This is a genomic window from Candidatus Ornithobacterium hominis, assembly GCF_951229915.1.
Lineage (GTDB): Bacteria > Bacteroidota > Bacteroidia > Flavobacteriales > Weeksellaceae > Ornithobacterium > Ornithobacterium hominis.
Map to the genome: position 1 here is coordinate 1,330,519 of NZ_OX579588.1, position 16,867 is coordinate 1,347,385.

11 protein-coding genes and 1 pseudogene are annotated in these 16,867 nt (G+C 37.0%); 9 read left to right on the forward strand and 3 right to left on the reverse strand.

Annotation, left to right across the window (positions count from 1 at the left end; all coding sequences use genetic code 11):
* The first annotated feature begins 52 nt into the window (after window positions 1-52).
* Window positions 53-790: a 3-oxoacyl-[acyl-carrier-protein] reductase gene (gene fabG, locus QOX03_RS06240; RefSeq protein ID WP_283670467.1), complete on the forward strand. Its 738-nt coding sequence runs from the start codon at window positions 53-55 to the stop codon at window positions 788-790.
* A gap of 87 nt (window positions 791-877) precedes the next feature.
* On the opposite strand, the gene QOX03_RS06245 is transcribed toward fabG, so the two are convergent.
* The 3 genes from QOX03_RS06245 to QOX03_RS06255 all read right to left on the reverse strand — a co-directional run bounded on the left by QOX03_RS06245 (window position 878) and on the right by QOX03_RS06255 (window position 7,174).
* Complete coding sequence (locus QOX03_RS06245) at window positions 878-3,562, reverse strand: 4-alpha-glucanotransferase (protein WP_283670468.1); 2,685 nt, start codon at window positions 3,560-3,562, stop codon at window positions 878-880.
* Between the two features lie 323 nt (window positions 3,563-3,885).
* Window positions 3,886-4,935: an FISUMP domain-containing protein gene (locus tag QOX03_RS06250; RefSeq protein WP_283670469.1), complete on the reverse strand. Its 1,050-nt coding sequence runs from the start codon at window positions 4,933-4,935 to the stop codon at window positions 3,886-3,888.
* Window positions 4,936-5,362: 427 nt separating this feature from the next.
* Window positions 5,363-7,174, reverse strand: a complete 1,812-nt coding sequence (locus tag QOX03_RS06255) for a TonB-dependent receptor plug domain-containing protein (protein ID WP_283670470.1) — start codon at window positions 7,172-7,174, stop codon at window positions 5,363-5,365.
* 168 nt (window positions 7,175-7,342) lie between these two features.
* On the opposite strand from QOX03_RS06255, the pseudogene QOX03_RS06260 reads away from it, so the two are divergent.
* From QOX03_RS06260 to QOX03_RS06295, 8 genes and pseudogenes are all read left to right on the forward strand, one after another.
* Window positions 7,343-7,571, forward strand: a pseudogene (locus QOX03_RS06260) (IS982 family transposase); the annotation flags it as partial.
* A 155-nt stretch (window positions 7,572-7,726) separates the two neighbouring features.
* Window positions 7,727-8,752, forward strand: coding sequence for a rod shape-determining protein (locus QOX03_RS06265; protein WP_119058344.1), 1,026 nt, complete (start codon window positions 7,727-7,729; stop codon window positions 8,750-8,752).
* Window positions 8,753-8,760: 8 nt separating this feature from the next.
* On the forward strand, window positions 8,761-9,606 hold the full coding sequence (gene mreC / locus QOX03_RS06270; RefSeq protein WP_119059655.1) for a rod shape-determining protein MreC: 846 nt from the start codon (window positions 8,761-8,763) through the stop codon (window positions 9,604-9,606).
* Window positions 9,593-10,111 carry a rod shape-determining protein MreD gene (locus tag QOX03_RS06275; RefSeq protein ID WP_283670471.1) on the forward strand — a complete coding sequence of 173 codons (519 nt, stop codon included), beginning with the start codon at window positions 9,593-9,595 and terminating at the stop codon, window positions 10,109-10,111. Before mreC ends, QOX03_RS06275 begins: the two co-directional genes overlap by 14 nt.
* Window positions 10,112-10,113: 2 nt before the next feature.
* Complete coding sequence (locus QOX03_RS06280; protein ID WP_283670472.1) at window positions 10,114-12,015, forward strand: peptidoglycan D,D-transpeptidase FtsI family protein; 1,902 nt, start codon at window positions 10,114-10,116, stop codon at window positions 12,013-12,015.
* Window positions 11,993-13,516 carry a rod shape-determining protein RodA gene (gene rodA / locus QOX03_RS06285; RefSeq protein ID WP_283670473.1) on the forward strand — a complete coding sequence of 508 codons (1,524 nt, stop codon included), beginning with the start codon at window positions 11,993-11,995 and terminating at the stop codon, window positions 13,514-13,516. Before QOX03_RS06280 ends, rodA begins: the two co-directional genes overlap by 23 nt.
* A gap of 235 nt (window positions 13,517-13,751) precedes the next feature.
* Complete coding sequence (locus tag QOX03_RS06290; protein WP_353616887.1) at window positions 13,752-14,768, forward strand: 2-oxoacid:ferredoxin oxidoreductase subunit beta; 1,017 nt, start codon at window positions 13,752-13,754, stop codon at window positions 14,766-14,768.
* Between the two features lie 19 nt (window positions 14,769-14,787).
* Window positions 14,788-16,860 (forward strand): M13 family metallopeptidase, encoded by a 2,073-nt coding sequence (locus QOX03_RS06295; RefSeq protein ID WP_283670474.1) that lies wholly within the window; start codon window positions 14,788-14,790, stop codon window positions 16,858-16,860.
* Window positions 16,861-16,867: the final 7 nt, after the last annotated feature.

The following is a 16,867-nucleotide window of genomic DNA, read 5'->3' on the forward strand; positions in this document are numbered from 1 at the left end:
TAATTTTTAACTTTATTCATCAATTTTAAAATTTAAAAATAAAAACAAGAAAATGAAATTATTGGAAGGAAAAACAGCCATCATTACTGGTGCTACCCGCGGAATCGGGAAGGGAATTTTAGAAGTTTTTGTAGAAAATGGCTGCCGCGTGGCTTTTACGTATGCTTCATCTAAAAAGGCGGCAGACGAAATTGAAGAAAAATATGGCGACAAAGTCAAAGGCTTCCAATCAGATGCATCGGATTTTGATGCTGCACAAAAGTTGATTGACGAAGTTTTAGGAGTTTTTGGGCAAGTCGATATTTTAATTAACAATGCTGGAATTACTAAAGATAATTTATTGATGCGCATGAGTTTTGAGGATTGGCAAAAAGTAATTCAGGTGAATTTAGACAGCGCTTTTAATTTAACGAAAGCTTTAATTCGCCCAATGCTGAAACAAAAAAGTGGTTCTATCATCAACATAAGTTCTGTGGTTGGCGTTCAAGGAAATGCTGGGCAGGCTAATTATGCAGCGTCCAAAGCGGGACTGATTGGGTTTACAAAATCGGTTGCTTTGGAGTTAGGCTCTAGAAATATCCGCTGCAATGCCATTGCTCCTGGGTTTATAAAAACAGAAATGACTGAAAAGTTAGATGAAAAAATAGTGGAGGAATGGGTGCAAAATATCCCGCTGAAACGAGGAGGGGAACCACAAGACATCGCTAATGCTTGTTTGTTTTTAGCCTCTGACCTTTCATCTTACGTCACTGGCCAAGTGCTAAGCGTGGACGGAGGTATGCATACTTAATTTTCTTTGAGTTTAATGAAATAGAAAAGCCGTCTCATCTACCAAGAAACGGCTTTTTTTTAAATATTTTTTAAGCCTTTAAAAAAATCATTTCCAAAACTGTATTATATCTCCTTTTATTCTACCACATTTCTGATTCAGTGCATTTAGTTTTTGTGTAAATTTTTTATTTTCAATTAAATCTTCTACACTGATGTGCATTCGGTAATCCCATTTATGCGGAAAAACTGACGGGATGTTTATCCGCTCATCATCTTCTTTTGGATTTCTAGTACTCGAGTCAATTCCTAAAAATTCCTGTATCGGAATAATGCTTAGCATCGCTGGTGAAAATAAATGCTGGTGCAGAATCTCCTCTTGCAGCGGCTCGCTAAGCTCCTGTGGTGGCTCGCCTTCATGCCCCATCCATTGGTTATAAAAAAACTTTATCCCCGCTCGATTTTCTTTCCACCATTGCCGTAACGTACTGGTATCGTGCGAAGAAGGAGACACCACGCAAAGGTAAGGCGAATCTGCTGGGTGTGTAAAAAGTTTATCAACACGCCCAGGCATCCGCTGAATTTCAAGATTTAAAACGGCTAATTCTTGCATCACCTCGGGAACAACTTTTGGTATCATGCCTAAATCTTCGCCACACGTGAGCATATTTGTTGCTTTTTTCAGCATCGGTAATTTTTCTAAACCTTTTATTTTCCAGAAGTCCTCGTTGCGGTGATAAAAATAATCGGTGTACAAAAGATATAAAACGTGCTTGTGATGCTCGTCTAAATCTTGATACGATAGAGTTTCTATCAAATTAAATCGTGGGTGGAAATGCCCTGCCCGATTTTCATCTTCTATGAACAAAACATTCGCTACCAAATTCATTAAAATTTCAAAATGAGGATGATTGGAATCCAGATTTTGCTGAATTTTTCTTTGGGTAGAGAATTCTTCTTTCAAAGAAATTTCATCTTCAAGAGTTTTAAAATATTTATTTTCAGCTGTTTCAAATTCTTTATCAAAAATTTGTTTCAAAATTTCTTTAGTGACGAAAGGTTGAGTCAAACGCTTGATACTGAGGCTAACTCCTCTTTCTCTCAACTCTTCATCACTGAATGCTAGAGCTGGCTCAAAATAACCTAAAATTCCTTGTGTGGCATGCATCGGGATTTGCCAAATTCTAAAAAATCCAAGAATGTGGTCTATCCTGAAAGCATCAAAATACCTTGCCATGAACTGAAATCGGCTCTTCCACCACGTGTAGTCATCATCTTTCATTTTGCCCCAATTATAGGTTGGGAATTCCCAATTTTGCCCCAAAACTGCAAAGTCATCAGGCGGAGCGCCAGCCTGTTGATTCATATGAAATAGTTCCCGATGCTCCCATGCATCAACACTATGGCGACTAATCCCGATGGGCAAATCTCCTTTCAGCCCGACACCTTCTCGGTGCAAAAAGTCTACCGCATCTCTCAACTGCATATCCAAAATCCATTGAATAAAACAGTAATAATTCACCGCTGCATGCAGCAAATGTTGCTCATCATTGATGCAATTCATTAGCTCCTCGCTCGGTTGCTGGTACGCTGGCCATTGCTCAAAATTAGTCGTTCCGTATTCATCTCTCAGAGAAGAAAAAACAGCGTAAGGTATCAACCAGTTTTTATTATTTTTTTTAAAGCTTAAAAAATCTTTATCACGTGCTATTTTTCGCCAATTTCTTTTGAAATATTTTTGTGTAAAATCTCGTTTATACTGATTGACCGCTTCATATTCAACTCCAGAAGATTGATTTAGAATTTTAGATTTTTTCTCAAGGCTTAAAATTTCTTTTTTGTTGAGCGAATAAGGTAATTCCTTTAAACTCAAATACATGGGATGCAATGCGAAAACTGAAATCGCTGCATACGGATAGCAATCTAGCCAAGAATAATGCGCCGTGGTGTCATTGATTGGTAAAATTTGAATTAATGAGAAACCTGCATTTTTCGCCCATTTTCCTAAAGCTTTTAAATCAGAAAACTCTCCTACTCCACAGCTTTCTTTCGTTCGGATAGAAAAAACTGGTATTGCTAACCCGCTGAGTCGCCATCGGTCTAATTCCGGGACTCGAAAACAAACATCATTATAAATTTGCACATCCTCCGCCCCCACAGGGTGCCCAATTCGATTGGCGCCCGTCTCAAAAAATTTCACGCTCTTCTCCGTTTTGTCATAAAGAGCATATTTGTACTCAAAATCACAGAGAAGCGCAGGCATTGCTACATCAATATACCAAAAATTTTTACCTGCGGGTTTCATTTCAATGGCTCTTTTGGGATCCCATTCACCTAATTTTGGTGTATTGCCCGTAAGCAATAAAACTTGATGTGGGTTAAAAACAGGGAAGTGAATTTTAAACCGATGCGTATTCTTTTTTAAAGCTCTAAGATTCTGAGATTTAAATTGTGATGAAATTTCATCAAAAAGTGTAGTGCCTAAATTATACTGTGGCAAAACGGGGATATTCCAAAAATCACGCACAATCAGGTTTTTACTCAGAATATGACACTCAAAATGATGCGGCGCCCATTCTTCTCTTATGCTTGAATCTTTTAAATTCCTGACAAAATAGGTGTATTCAAATTTTTTCTTTTTCGTTTCAAACTCCACATACCATTCCGATTCATTAAAGAATTGCATGGGCAAAGCCTTACTTTTATCACCATTACCAAGCTCTGGTATATCTCCTACTACAAATATATTTTCGCCCAAATGCGTTGAATATTTTAGATGGAATTTAATCTTCATAAGGCTAATTTTTGAATTGGCAATATAGTTATTTTCACAACTTCCTGAATCTTCAGTCAATGAAATTACCTAAGCAATTGCTTATATAGAAAAATCAACTAATTTTTTCAAAATATGGCTTCGTTCTAGCCTTATAAAAATACAAATAAAGTCTTACTGGGGCAAGTTTTAAATGTTAATCTTCTTACTTTTTTAGCCCAATAAATCATTAAAATCTAAATGAACTACGGGTTGATTTATTCTCCTAAAATTTTTAAAGGCTTAGAAAATTTTTCTCTAAGCCTTTAATTTTAATTGATGATTTTCTGATTTTAAATAAACGTTTAATTATTCTTAATACAACGCACGCTGAGCCCGATAGCTCGGTCGCTGTCGTTCATAGTGATGTGTCCACTGAGTGAGCTCACGTGGTAAGCGCGGTTACTGTTGCTAACAGAGCTACTCCAGCAGTGACCTTCAGTACCCACTTCATCCAGTAAACCATTTCTGTTATAGCTACGGTAGCCAGCAACTGCAAGGTTTGGTAACTTATTCTGTGTATACATTTGATTATTACTTCTTACAGCATTGATTAATTGCTGCCACTCCTCTAGCGTCGGAACATGGAAACCAGACGGGCAAGGGTTATTAACTCTTCCTGCTCTCCACAACTCTAAATCTGAATCTGATGCACCTTTACCATTCTCAACCCAGTTAAAGTCATTGTTGTTCCCTATAGTAATAAACTTCCCTGCTGCTTCGCCTGTGTCTGTCCAAGTATCGGCTAGTTTAGGGGTAGTTTCTGAATCCCTAAACTCATGCCCATCACTCGCTCTCTGCCATTGGTATAATGAACCATAAAGATTTTTGTCCCTGTGGATAGTTTCGCCTGTTTTATTAACTTTATTAACCGTCGGGTCAAAATCAGGATTATTTATGTCTGCATACGCCGCTCCAAGGTTGAGGTTGAGCCATGTTCTATTGTAGCCGCCCTCGCTTACAGTTGTAGCACAATACACAAAATCATGTTTGCCGTCACCAAAGTGCTTGTCAAAAACTATGTTTTGTGGCGTACATTGTTTGATTTTATTGATGATCTCCCCGGCTCTGCCTGGCTGCTTATCGCGGATATAATTTATTTTCTCTTTATCTACTATTATTATATCCCATTTGAGGTCTGAGAGACTTGTACGCTTCACCTTTTGGTCTTCTTCATCCCAAACTAAAAGCCATTGGGTAGATTTCTCCTCAACACCTTCTATGCGCAGGTCTCCTTTTTGGTCGTCTTTTGCGCTGATGTCTAGCATGGCTTTTGGCTCATCTGTGTTAATGCCCACCTGAGCAGTGGCTAAAGCTCCTGGCAATACAACGAAAGAAAGTAATAATTTCTTCATTTGTTTTAATTTTTTTGGTTAATATTTTATTGATTTATTCTTTTCTTAATTAAATTTTTGCTGTTTTTTTCAACTTTTTTTTGCTTCTTCATTTAGAAAGAGCCCCAACCCGTGAGGCTCTTCTTTTTGAAGAAATTACTACTTTCACACAGGTGAAAATAGAAAAACCGCACAAGATTTTCTTGCACGGCTTTGCGTTTCGCTCCCGCAGGGAAGCAATAAATTATTACAAGTTACTGATAATGAGTTGTTTAGCTCATTACTTGTGTGTGTGTGTGTGTGTGTTTACACTTTATTTTGAAACTCACAAATTTCATCTGTTAAAATTTCGTTATTTTTTTGTTAAAAATTCCCGTTGAGATTTTTTCACTTTTCTCAACCTGCCCGCAAATGTATTTTACGTTTTTGAATTATGCAAATTTGCTTCTTAATTTGAAAAATTAAATTGGTAGGTTACACCTCCACTCACCCAAAAACCAGGCATTTGCACTAGGTTAGTCTCTGTATACTTAGTACCTGTAAGGTTATTGAACGAAGTGAAAATCTGCCAATTCTGGTATTTATAATTCAACTTCGCATCTAGCAAATGATAATTTTCCATTGTCACACGGTCTAAGTAGCGATAAACTAAATGGCTGTAAAAATTATTAAACCATTGGTTTTCTAATTTCACCACGACTTGATGTCTTAGATTATCTAATAAATAGCGAGATAATGCAAATTCAGAATTAACGATACTTTTATCTAAATACGTGTAGTCCACTGCAAAAGATCGTACAAAGCCATTGAAGTTTTTCTTTAAATTAACTTCTACTCCATCTACGGTTACGCTCGTGCTATTAATCGGCTTCCATGGCTGGTTTTTAGATTGTTTTACCCAATCAATTGCATTTTTTGCATAGCGACGGAAGGCACTCACTTTTGCCGAGAACGTGGGCTGCAGAAAATGATAGCCCAACTCAAAGCTGTTGGCTGATTCTGGCTTTAAATCTGGATTCCCCACCTCTGTTTTGCTTTGGTAATACCACTCGGTGTATGATGGCAAGCGGTGCACACGTGCTGCATTAGCAAATAATTTATTTTCAGCATTGATTTTATACGCAGCGCCTAACTGTGGATAGAAAAAATCGCCAACATTGCTGAAATGGAACCAACTTGCACCTGGTATAATGTTTAATTTTTCGTTGAAAAAAGAAAACTGATGCTCAAAAAATACAGATATGATGTCACGCTCATGATTGCCCAAGTTATTACTATTTAGGTATTCTTTTTTGTATTCTGACCCAATGGAAGTCAAGCCTAAATCATTCTTAAAACTTACCGATACTTCTGCCCCTAAATTATTACCAATGTGCATGTTACGATAAATTTGTGGGTTTTTTCTATCAAGCAAATACATGTCTTGTGCGCGCGTCCAATAAGTTCTAGCACGGATTCCCCAGTTGTCTTTCTTCGTATCCAATCCCAAACTCACGATGGAGTTTTGCGTTTCTTCATATTGTTCGGTGTAAGTAGGAGAAGCATAAAAACCGTTTGCACCAAATTTTTTCTCACCAAAACCAGCCTGTAAATTAAATTCACCTATATTAGACTGGAATTTCCCTTGGTAGAACATGTTTTTATTCGTATAATCGGTATTGTGTCGGTAGCCGTCTGATGCACCATAATTTGCATTCCATAAATGCTTTACTTTGGGCGAAGCGATGCTAATGTTTGTTCCGACTTTATAAGTTCCGTAGCTTCCAGCTTCAGCGCTCAGTTGAACTTTTTTTCCTTCTTTTGCTCGTGTAATCACATTTATAACGCCAGCAAAGGCATTGGCGCCGTATTGTGCAGCCTCTGGTCCTTTGATGATTTCAATTCTCTCAATGGCATCTGCATCAAAGGGAATATTCCATAAATTGTGTGCCGTTTGGGGATTAGTCACTCGTACACCGTTTACCAAAAGTAAAACCTGCTCAGCATTTCCTCCACGTATAGCAATGTCTGATTGCATTCCGCCTACTCCGCGACGGCGCAAATCAATGCCAGAAAAATAAGCAATAATTTCTTCCACGCTTTGTGATGGCGTGTTTTGGATGGTTTCTTGGTCTATGATTACCACATTTTGATTATGCTTTTTTGTTGTAAGTGGTAAAGTTCTGCCCGTCGCTATTAGACTGTCTAAATGATTTTCAACTTGAGCCTCAAGGCTTAAAAAATTAAAAAACACTGTCAATAAGATTAAATTTTTTTTCATTCTCATATTTTTTGTTTTAAATAAAAATGCCGCCAAATATATAAAAACTTTTTTTAACACAATTTTGAATAATTTAAATTCTTATTCGATTAAATATAAGCTGCTGTGCTTTATAAAAAAACTATTAAATAACTTATAGTTAATCACTCCTTAAATATAATTTAACTCAAAGATTACGACCCGCAGTTTTATTTATTTAAAAAGCATAGAAAGCGTATTGAAACTTTATTTTCTCAACTCTATGATCAATTTAGTGATTAGAAGAAATTATGTTAAATTTTTTAAGGGCTTTAAAACTAAGATTTTAGCTATTTTTTTTTTAAGGCTTAAAAAATTTAACAGCTTGAAATTTATATTTGATAGAAATATTAACAGCTTAAAAATAAACCTTGTATGATAATTTGCTATGTATTTACTAGTTAATTTTTAAAACTTTTTATAAAAAAAACTTTAAATCCACATTAAATAATTTATAATCATTATGTAAAAATCATAACAAAGCTTATTTTTGTATTTAATTTTTTCAAACTACTTAAAAAACCACATTTTTGAATGGGATTATTTAATATTTTCACCAAAGATATAGCCATAGATTTAGGGACAGCAAATACCCTCATTATTTATAACAATAAAGTCGTTGTAGATCATCCTTCGATTGTAGCGATCGAACGCTCGACTGGGAAGTTGATTGCTGTAGGGCACGAAGCCAAAAGCATGCAAGGCAAAACCCATGATGAAATCAAAATTATTCGCCCGCTGAAAGACGGAGTAATAGCTGATTTTGAGGCTTCGGAGAAGATGATTCGTAAATTCATCTCGATGGTTCCTGGGCTTAAGGGAGGGGTGATGGCTCCTGCACTGCGTATGGTGATTTGTATTCCTTCGGGAATCACGCAAGTAGAAAAACGTGCGGTGAAAGATTCAGCAATTCACGTGAATGCGAAAGATATTAGGCTAATTTATGAGCCAATGGCGGCGGCGATTGGTGTAGGGATTGATATTCAGCAGCCAGAGGGAAATATGATTATCGACATTGGCGGTGGCACAACAGAAATTGCTGTGATTGCCTTGGGGGGAATCGTAAGTGATAAATCGGTGAAAATTGCTGGAGATGTCTTCACCAACGATATTGCTTATCATTTACGCACACATCACAATTTGTATGTGGGCGAACGTACCGCAGAGCGAATCAAAATTGAAATCGGCTCAGCGCTAGAAGAATTAGACCACCCGCCAGAGGACATCCACGTGCAAGGACGGGATTTAATCACGGGTAAACCAAAAGAAATTGTCGTGAACTACAAAGAAGTAGCTCGTGCTTTAGATAAATCTATTTCTCGTATCGAAGATGCTGTGATGGAAACCCTCTCTCAAACTCCTCCAGAGTTGGCTGCAGATATTTACAACACAGGCGTTTACATGGCGGGTGGTGGCTCTATGCTCAGGGGGCTAGACCAAAGAATCTCAAAGAAAACAGGTTTACCCGTTTTCTTGGCAGAAGACCCATTACGTGCTGTTGTGAGAGGTACTGGAATTGCACTTAAAAATATCGATAAGTATAATTTCTTAATGCGATGAAATAAATTATGAAGTTATTGGCGCACCTACTCTCTAAGGTAGGTTATTTCTTGTTTTTTATATTATTAGAAATAGGCGCTGTGTATGCGATGTTTTCTCAGAGTAATTTTCATAAAACTTTAGTGGGGGAGCAGCTACTGAATGTCAACGGATTTTTTTCAGCTAAAATTTCTAAGTTGAAACATTACCAAAATCTTCCAAAAGAAAATAAAATTTTGATGGAAGAAAATGCAAAGCTTAAAAATCAGTTAGAAATTTTTAAAGGCTTAAAAAATTCTGCTCATTTAGGGCTAGAGCCTTTGGTTGTAGATTCATCGTTCCAGCGGTTTGAGTATACCAATGCACAAATCATCGACCAATCTATCCGAAAAAGAGACAATTACTTTATGATTGATAAAGGAATAAAGGACGGAGTCCAACCCAACATGGCGGTTTTAACTTCACGGGGGGTTATTGGTGCAGTTTTGCACTCCACGCAGCATTATTCCACGGTGTTATCTGTTTTGCATTCACAGGCTAACATAAAAGCGAAGGTTAAGAATATTGATTACTTCGGAATTCTAAGATGGAACGGGAAGGATCATCAGAAATTACAGCTAACTGAAATTCCTAAATATTTGAATATAAAACAGGGAGATACGGTGATGACTGCTGGTGCATCTGCTATTTACCCGCAAGGGCATTTAATTGGTTATATTTCTTCATTAGAACCTAATGAGAAAACGGGTGATTTTGATATTGAAGTTTCGACTTTTGAAGATTTAGCTACGGTGCAGAATGTTTATGTAATTAAAGATTTAGATAGAATTGAAATTGAAAAGGTACAACAAACGGGGTTAGATGCTACAGACTAGGATTTTTGATATTTTAAGGCTTTTAATATTTGCAAGTTTACAGGTTTTTATATTCAATAATATAAATTTCTACGGCTATGCCGATCCGTATGTTTATATACTGTTTATTTTATTGCTCCCGTTTAGTAGAAATAAATATTTAGTTCTCACTTATGCTTTCTTTTTGGGATTATACATTGATTTTTTTGAAAACACAGGAGGTTTGAATGCTTTTGCTTGTGTATTAATCGCTTTTTTACGTCAACCTTTAGTCAAGCTTCTCTTAAGTAAATCAACACAAACAGAAGAAGAATTAAGCTTGAGTCAATTATCTTTTTTCCAGTGGGGAATTTATTTAGCCTTATTAATTTTTTCTCATCATGTCTTAATAGATTGGCTGCAAACGATGAGCCTGAGTCAGTGGCAAACGATTATAGAACGCTCTAGCTTAGGAGCTGTATTAACTCTAATCATTTGTTTTTTATATTTAGCTATTTTCCCTTTTCGTAAAAAACAGGAATTGTAAACATGAAAAAAACCTGGTTATTTTATTTTTTAGTCATAGCTACGGTATTAATATTCATTGGGCGTTTGGCTTATTTGCAATTAGGCACAGATCGGTATATTCTTAACGCTTTCAATACCTCGATAAAACAGGAAGTTATTTACCCCAAGAGAGGTGATATTTTAGATAGGAATGGAAAATTGTTGGTTACCAGTAGCAATAATTTTGAAATTCAAATCACACCTTTTTTGATGGAAAAAGGCTTTGATACGATTCAATTTATCAATTTATTGAATATAACAAGAGAAGAGTTTAACCAAAAAATGGCTGAAATCAAGGCTAAAAAAGGCTACAGTAAAGTAGGCACTTTCCCGTTTATCAGTAATATAGACCGAGAAACTTTCACAAAATTTCAAGAACAGATTTATAATTTCCCTGCAGTTGATATTGTTAAACGACCTCGTAGAGAATACCGTGTGCATACAGCAGGAAATATTTTAGGATACATTCAAGAAGTAGACCTAAATTATATCAAAAAAGATTCTTCCTATTATGTCCCCGGTGATTTAGCTGGCCAAGCTGGTGTTGAAAAATCATATGAGGAAACTTTGAGAGGAGTGAAAGGCTATCGTTTTTTAAAAAAAGATATTCGCTTGCGCACCATTGGGCCTTATGAAAATGGAGAAAAAGATGTAGAAATAGAGAATGGAAAAACTTTAACGCTTAGCATAGATTATAAAATTCAAGAATATGCAGAAGCTTTATTAGCTAATAAAAGGGGAGCGATTGTTGCCATAGAACCTCATACGGGGGAAATTTTAGCTTTAGCCTCCAGTCCTGTGATAGACCCTCGGAGATTCAATATTCCAGGAGAAGTCAGTCGGATGATTCGTGATTCTGTTGATAGAATCATGTATGACAGAGCTTTACAAGCAACATACCCACCTGGTTCCCCATTTAAAATTTTGACAGGTCTATCAGGATTTACCATGGGCGTTACCGACACGGCTACTGTTTTCACTTGCCAGAATGGCTTCCACTACGGGCGAGCACATATGGCGTGCCACTGTGGTAGAACTCACCTCAAGATAGAGGAAGCAATAGGGAGAAGTTGTAACTCTTATTTCTCTAAAACCTGGCTGGCAATTTTGAATAAGGATTCACTCCATATAGAAAAAAATATAGACGAGTGGGCAGACATTATGCACAGCTTTGGAATGGGGAAATACCTAGGTATAGATATGCCCGTGGGGAGCAAAGGCAATATCCCAACGAGCAAATATTATAATAAAATTTTAGGTGAAGGGAAATACAATAGCTTTCAAATTATTTCTAACGGAATTGGGCAAGGTGAAGTGCTTTCTACGCCAATACAAATGGCTAATTTCATCGCAGCCGTAGCAAATAAAGGCTATTATTACACACCTCATATTGTAAAAGAAATTGATGGGAAACCGATTCAAGATACTGCTTTTACGACTAAAAGAAAGGTAAAAGTTCCCGTGGAATACTTTGAGCCCATCATGAAAGGGCTAAAAGCCGTTTTTACTAACGGGACAGCTCAAGGATTTATTTCGCCTAAATTTAGCCAAGCTGGGAAAACAGGAACAGCACAGAACCCCCACGGGCAAGACCATTCTAGTTTCACATTACTAGCCCCTGCAGAAAATCCTAAAATAGCCATTGCCGTAGTGGTAGAAAACGGCTACTGGGGCTCACGCTGGGCAGGGCCTATGGCTAGTTTGGTAGCAGAGAAATACTTGTTTGACTCCATTGAGGGAGAACAAAGAAAATGGCTAGAAAAAAGAATGCTGGAAGGAGACCTTCGCCCAGAATATCGCCGACAAGAAATTGAGCGACTGAAACGAAACGGGTGGTACGTAGAACCTAAAATCAATAGCAATGCTACAGACGCGATCCAATAAATCCATCGATTGGTTGATCATCACCATTGTTCTCATCATCATGGGATTTGGTGTCGCCAATATTTACAGTGTTGACCCAGACTACGGAATGAAGCAAATTGTAAGAATAGGCCTAGGTTTTGGGATGATTTTTGTTTTTTTAATCATCACTAGTATCAGTAAAAACTTCTTTGATATTTATGCAGGTGTGTTTTACATCATTGGAGTGCTAGCTCTAGTAGGCGTCTTATTTGTAGGGAAAGAAATTAATGGGGCAAAAGCTTGGTATTCCATTGGAGGCGTAGGGATTCAGCCTGTTGAATTAATGAAAATCGCCACAGGCCTAATGATTGGTCATGTACTCAACACCCCAGGAAATGATATCAAAACACCCAGAACTTTTCTTTTTTGTATGGGGCTTTTGGCTATTCCTGCAATTTTAATACTACTTCAGCCAGACGTCGGTTCACTCTTTGTTTTTGGCGCATTTCTTCTAGCCTTGTATCGTGAGGGCATGAGCCCATTTTGGCTGTTGGTGCCCATTACCTTAGGAGGTGTATTTTTGTTAGGCATCATTTGGGATTCCCATTTTTTAGTACTCATCATTGGTTTCTTATTACTTATTTTTCTCATCATCTTTTTATTGAGTATTTCTCGCCCTCAGCTGTCTATGAGAGAAATGTATCTACTTCTAGGAGCTTTGGTAGGCATAAGCATATTCTTCTTGATGAACTTTATTTTTACAAATAAATTCTATAATGAGAAAGGCTTTTTAAATTTACTCAATAATAGATTAGACTTTATTGTTAATTTATCATCAGCAGTATTATCATTACTAGCATTACTCTCAGCACTAGGCATGTATTTATCTTACCATAATTATCATTACTCTATCAGGAAAATACTCAACGTGCAAGCCAGTCATTTCAGGCAATTTACCACAGGGTTTCTTATAATATTCACCAGCCTAGGAATTATTAGCTTCATGGCCTACAAAGCCTTAGATATTCTAGACAAACTGCCCACGCACCAAAGAGAAAGAATTTTAGTTTTGTTTGAAGGAGAAGCCAAATACCGAGACACATCTGGGTACAATCTATTATATTCTAAAACAGCCATAGGCTCTGGCGAATTATGGGGAACTGGATGGAATAAAGGAACGATAACCGACGGTAGATTTGTCCCCGAGCAATGGACCGACTACATTTTTTGTACTGTTGGCGAAGAATGGGGCTTTATAGGCAGCAGTTTATTGGTCATTTTATACGGAATTTTAATTGCACGTATTTTTTTCTTGGCAGAAAAGCAAAAAAAAATCTTCTCCCGCTATTTTGGGTATAGCATAGGTTCGATTTTGATGCTACATTTTTTTGTAAATATAGGAATGGTGATGGGGTTATTCCCAACAGTCGGTATCCCGTTACCATTCTTAAGCTACGGCGGAAGTTCTTTATGGGGATTTATGCTAATGCTCTTCATTTTCCTAAAATTAAACTACGAAAACTCAGAATCTTTAATTTAAATTTTTTAAGCCTTAAAAAATTTTCAGCTAATTTGCCCACCCTCAAAAAAGCATTTCTTTAAATCATATTCAAAATCGACAAACCTTGTATACCTCTAATAATCAAAACAATACATTCAACCTTATCACCTTTCTGAGTGCCTTGAGTCGCTTTCCTTTATAATCTGCTATGGATTTTATGTATTCATTCTTTATTTGATTCAAAAAAATACTTTATTTTCCTTAATTTTGTTGAATGATGGAAGGAACACTTACAGCAAAAGATTTTGTTAGCGACCAAGATGTCAAATGGTGCCCTGGTTGTGGTGACTATTCAATATTGAAACAAATGCAACAAACCCTGCCCGAGTTGGGGTACAAAAAAGAAGACATTGTATTCATCTCTGGGATTGGTTGTTCCTCGCGTTTCCCCTATTATATGAATACCTATGGAATGCACAGCATCCACGGACGAGCACCCTCTGTTGCTTCAGGTTTGAAGATAGCCAATCCTCATTTGCACGTTTGGGTAATTACTGGTGACGGCGATGCACTTTCTATCGGTGGGAATCATTTGATCCACACTTTGAGAAGAAATATGGATTTAAATATATTGTTGTTTAATAATGAAATTTATGGTTTGACCAAAGGTCAATACTCCCCCACCTCTCATCAAGGTTTAAAGACAAAATCATCACCCCTAGGTTCAATTGATTATCCGTTCAACCCATTAGCTTTAGCCTTGGGGGCCGATGCATCCTTCATTGCTCGGTCTATGGATAGAGACCCAAAGCACTTAAGAGATATGATGCGCCGCACGGCAGAACACAAGGGTACCTCGCTTCTAGAAGTTTATCAGAATTGCCCTATCTTTAATGATGGAGTCTTTGAAGACTTTACAGATAAGAAGAAAAAAAACTCAACCACCATTTATGTTGAGCATCAGCAGCCTTTAATTTTTGGTGAAGACAGTGAGTTAGGAATTCGCTTAGATGGTTTAACCCCAGAAGTCGTAAATTACAAAAAATTAGGACTAAGCGTGAACGATTTAATGATTCATGATGAAAAAGATTTAAACAAAGCAAATTTATTAACTCGATTTTTTGATGACCCCAGCAAAAGTAAATTCCCACGCCCCTTTGGTGTGATTTATGCCGAAGAGCGACCGACTTATGAGGATTTATTGGTAGAGCAAATTGAAAATGCAAAACAAGCCAAAACTGCTGACTTAAATGCGCTTTTGGCGGGAAGCAACTTTTGGGAAGTTAAATGAAGTTAAATAATACTAACTGATGAAAAAAACAATTTTAAGCTTATCAATACTTACTACAATAGCCTCTTGTGCCAACCGACCAAGAACTGAAATTCAAGCTGATAGCAAAAATATATCTTCTACTAGAATGAACACCCATACTGGAATCAACACAGAGATGATGGATTTAAACATTCGCCCACAAGATAATTTTTACGATTTTGTGAACGGTAATTGGATGGAAAAAACTCAAATACCAAGCGACCACGGCCGCTGGGGTAGCTTTAACGAACTAAGAGAGTCCAACGATTCCATTTCATTGGAAATACTAAATTCCGTTTTTAATCAGCAATTTAAAGCCGGCAGCGAAGAGCAAAAAGTAGCCGATTTGTATAAAACTTTCATGAACGTGGAAGCTCGAAACCAAATGGGCCTAGCACCGATCCAAAATTTATTGAAAAAAATTCAAGGCTTAAAAAATTTAACCGAATTCAAAGCTTTTTTGCTTGAACAAACTCCACTCGAGAACAACCCTTTGTATGCGTTCTATGTAAGTCCTCACATGAAGAATAGCCAACAAAATGCCGTCTATCTAAAGACACCTTACCTAGGCATGAATCGTGACTATTACCAAAAAACCGATGAAGGAAGTCAAAGCAAAATAAAAGCCTACCAAAATTATTTGGTAAAGCTCTTTAGCCTAATTCATGATGAAAATCCTGAAAATTCAGCAGCACTGGTTGTAAATTTAGAAAAGCAAATCGCCCAAAAATTATTAAGCTTTGAAAATTTAAGAGATTCTGAAAAGAAATATAATCCCATCGCTTTTTCTTCTCTAAACGAAGTCAATACAGCGATTGATTTAGCCGATTTTTTCAAGGCTTTAAAAATTCAAACGCCTGAAGTCATCATTCCAGAAATCACCTATTATAGAAGCTTAGGTGAAATTATTTCTTCTCAAAATTTAAAGGCTTTAAAAAAATACTTGATTGCTCAAAATCTAAATTCAAACGCAAATTATCTTTCAACCGATTTAGAGGAATTAAATTTTAATTTCTACAGCAAAGAACTAAAAGGAATAGATGAAATGCGAGCACGAGATAAGAGAGCTCTGAGCTTGGTGAATTCTATATTGGGAGAAGCTTTCGGGAAATTATATGTGACGGAAGTCTTCCCTCCAGAGGCTAAAGTCAAAGCGGAAGAAATGGTAAAGTACATCAAAAAATCATTCCGCCAGCATATACATCAACTGACTTGGATGAGTGATGACACGAAAGTAAAAGCTCTTGAAAAATTAGATAAATTTAATGTGAAAATCGGTTACCCAGACAAGTGGGAAGATTATTCTGAATTGAAAATTTCTAATTTTTCAGACGGAGGAAGTTTGTACCAAAACATTCAAAATGCAGCGCAGTGGAGCTACCAAAAAGATCTAAAAAAAATTGGCAAGCCCGTAGATAAATCAAAATGGTTTATGCCACCACAAACGGTAAATGCCTACTACAGCCCGCAGTTCAATGAAATTGTTTTCCCAGCAGCGATTTTACAGCCCCCTTTTTATAACTTCAAAGCTGATGCTGCCGTGAATTTTGGCGGAATGGGTGCTGTGATTGGCCATGAAATCTCACATGGTTTTGATGATAGCGGCGCAAAATATGACGGCGACGGAAACCTTAACAATTGGTGGACGCCAGAGGACGAAAGGAAGTTCAATGCCTTGGGTGAACGCTTAGTTCAGCAATTTAGTGCCTATCAGCCATTTGAAGGTGTTTTTGTAAATGGAAAAGCTACTTTGGGCGAAAACATTGCAGATTTGGGGGGCTTGAATGTGGCTTATGATGCCCTTCAGCTATATTACCGAGATCATAAAAAACCTCAGCAAATTGATGGTTTTTCACCAGAGCAGCGATTTTTCATTTCTTGGGCAACAATATGGAGAACTAAAAATAAAGACGAAGCATTGAAAAATCAAATTAAAACTGATTTCCATGCACCTGGGCAATACCGTGCTGTAGGCCCATTGGAAAACATGACGACTTTTCATGAGGTTTTCAATATAAAATCCAAAGATAAAATGTACAAACCCGAAAATGAAAGAATTAAAATTTGGTAAATATGCT

Bases quoted from the DNA above. Each gene is read 5' to 3' on its own strand.
- rodA (WP_283670473.1), top strand. From the start codon at position 11,993: ATGCTACAGACGCGATCCAATAAATCCATCGATTGGTTGATCATCACC.
- QOX03_RS06295 (WP_283670474.1), top strand. From the start codon at position 14,788: ATGAAAAAAACAATTTTAAGCTTATCAATACTTACTACAATAGCCTCT.
- QOX03_RS06245 (WP_283670468.1), bottom strand. From the start codon at position 3,562: ATGAAGATTAAATTCCATCTAAAATATTCAACGCATTTGGGCGAAAAT.
- mreC (WP_119059655.1), top strand. From the start codon at position 8,761: ATGAAGTTATTGGCGCACCTACTCTCTAAGGTAGGTTATTTCTTGTTT.
- QOX03_RS06250 (WP_283670469.1), bottom strand. From the start codon at position 4,935: ATGAAGAAATTATTACTTTCTTTCGTTGTATTGCCAGGAGCTTTAGCC.
- QOX03_RS06255 (WP_283670470.1), bottom strand. From the start codon at position 7,174: ATGAAAAAAAATTTAATCTTATTGACAGTGTTTTTTAATTTTTTAAGC.
- fabG (WP_283670467.1), top strand. From the start codon at position 53: ATGAAATTATTGGAAGGAAAAACAGCCATCATTACTGGTGCTACCCGC.
- QOX03_RS06280 (WP_283670472.1), top strand. From the start codon at position 10,114: ATGAAAAAAACCTGGTTATTTTATTTTTTAGTCATAGCTACGGTATTA.
- QOX03_RS06265 (WP_119058344.1), top strand. From the start codon at position 7,727: ATGGGATTATTTAATATTTTCACCAAAGATATAGCCATAGATTTAGGG.
- QOX03_RS06275 (WP_283670471.1), top strand. From the start codon at position 9,593: ATGCTACAGACTAGGATTTTTGATATTTTAAGGCTTTTAATATTTGCA.
- QOX03_RS06290 (WP_353616887.1), top strand. From the start codon at position 13,752: ATGATGGAAGGAACACTTACAGCAAAAGATTTTGTTAGCGACCAAGAT.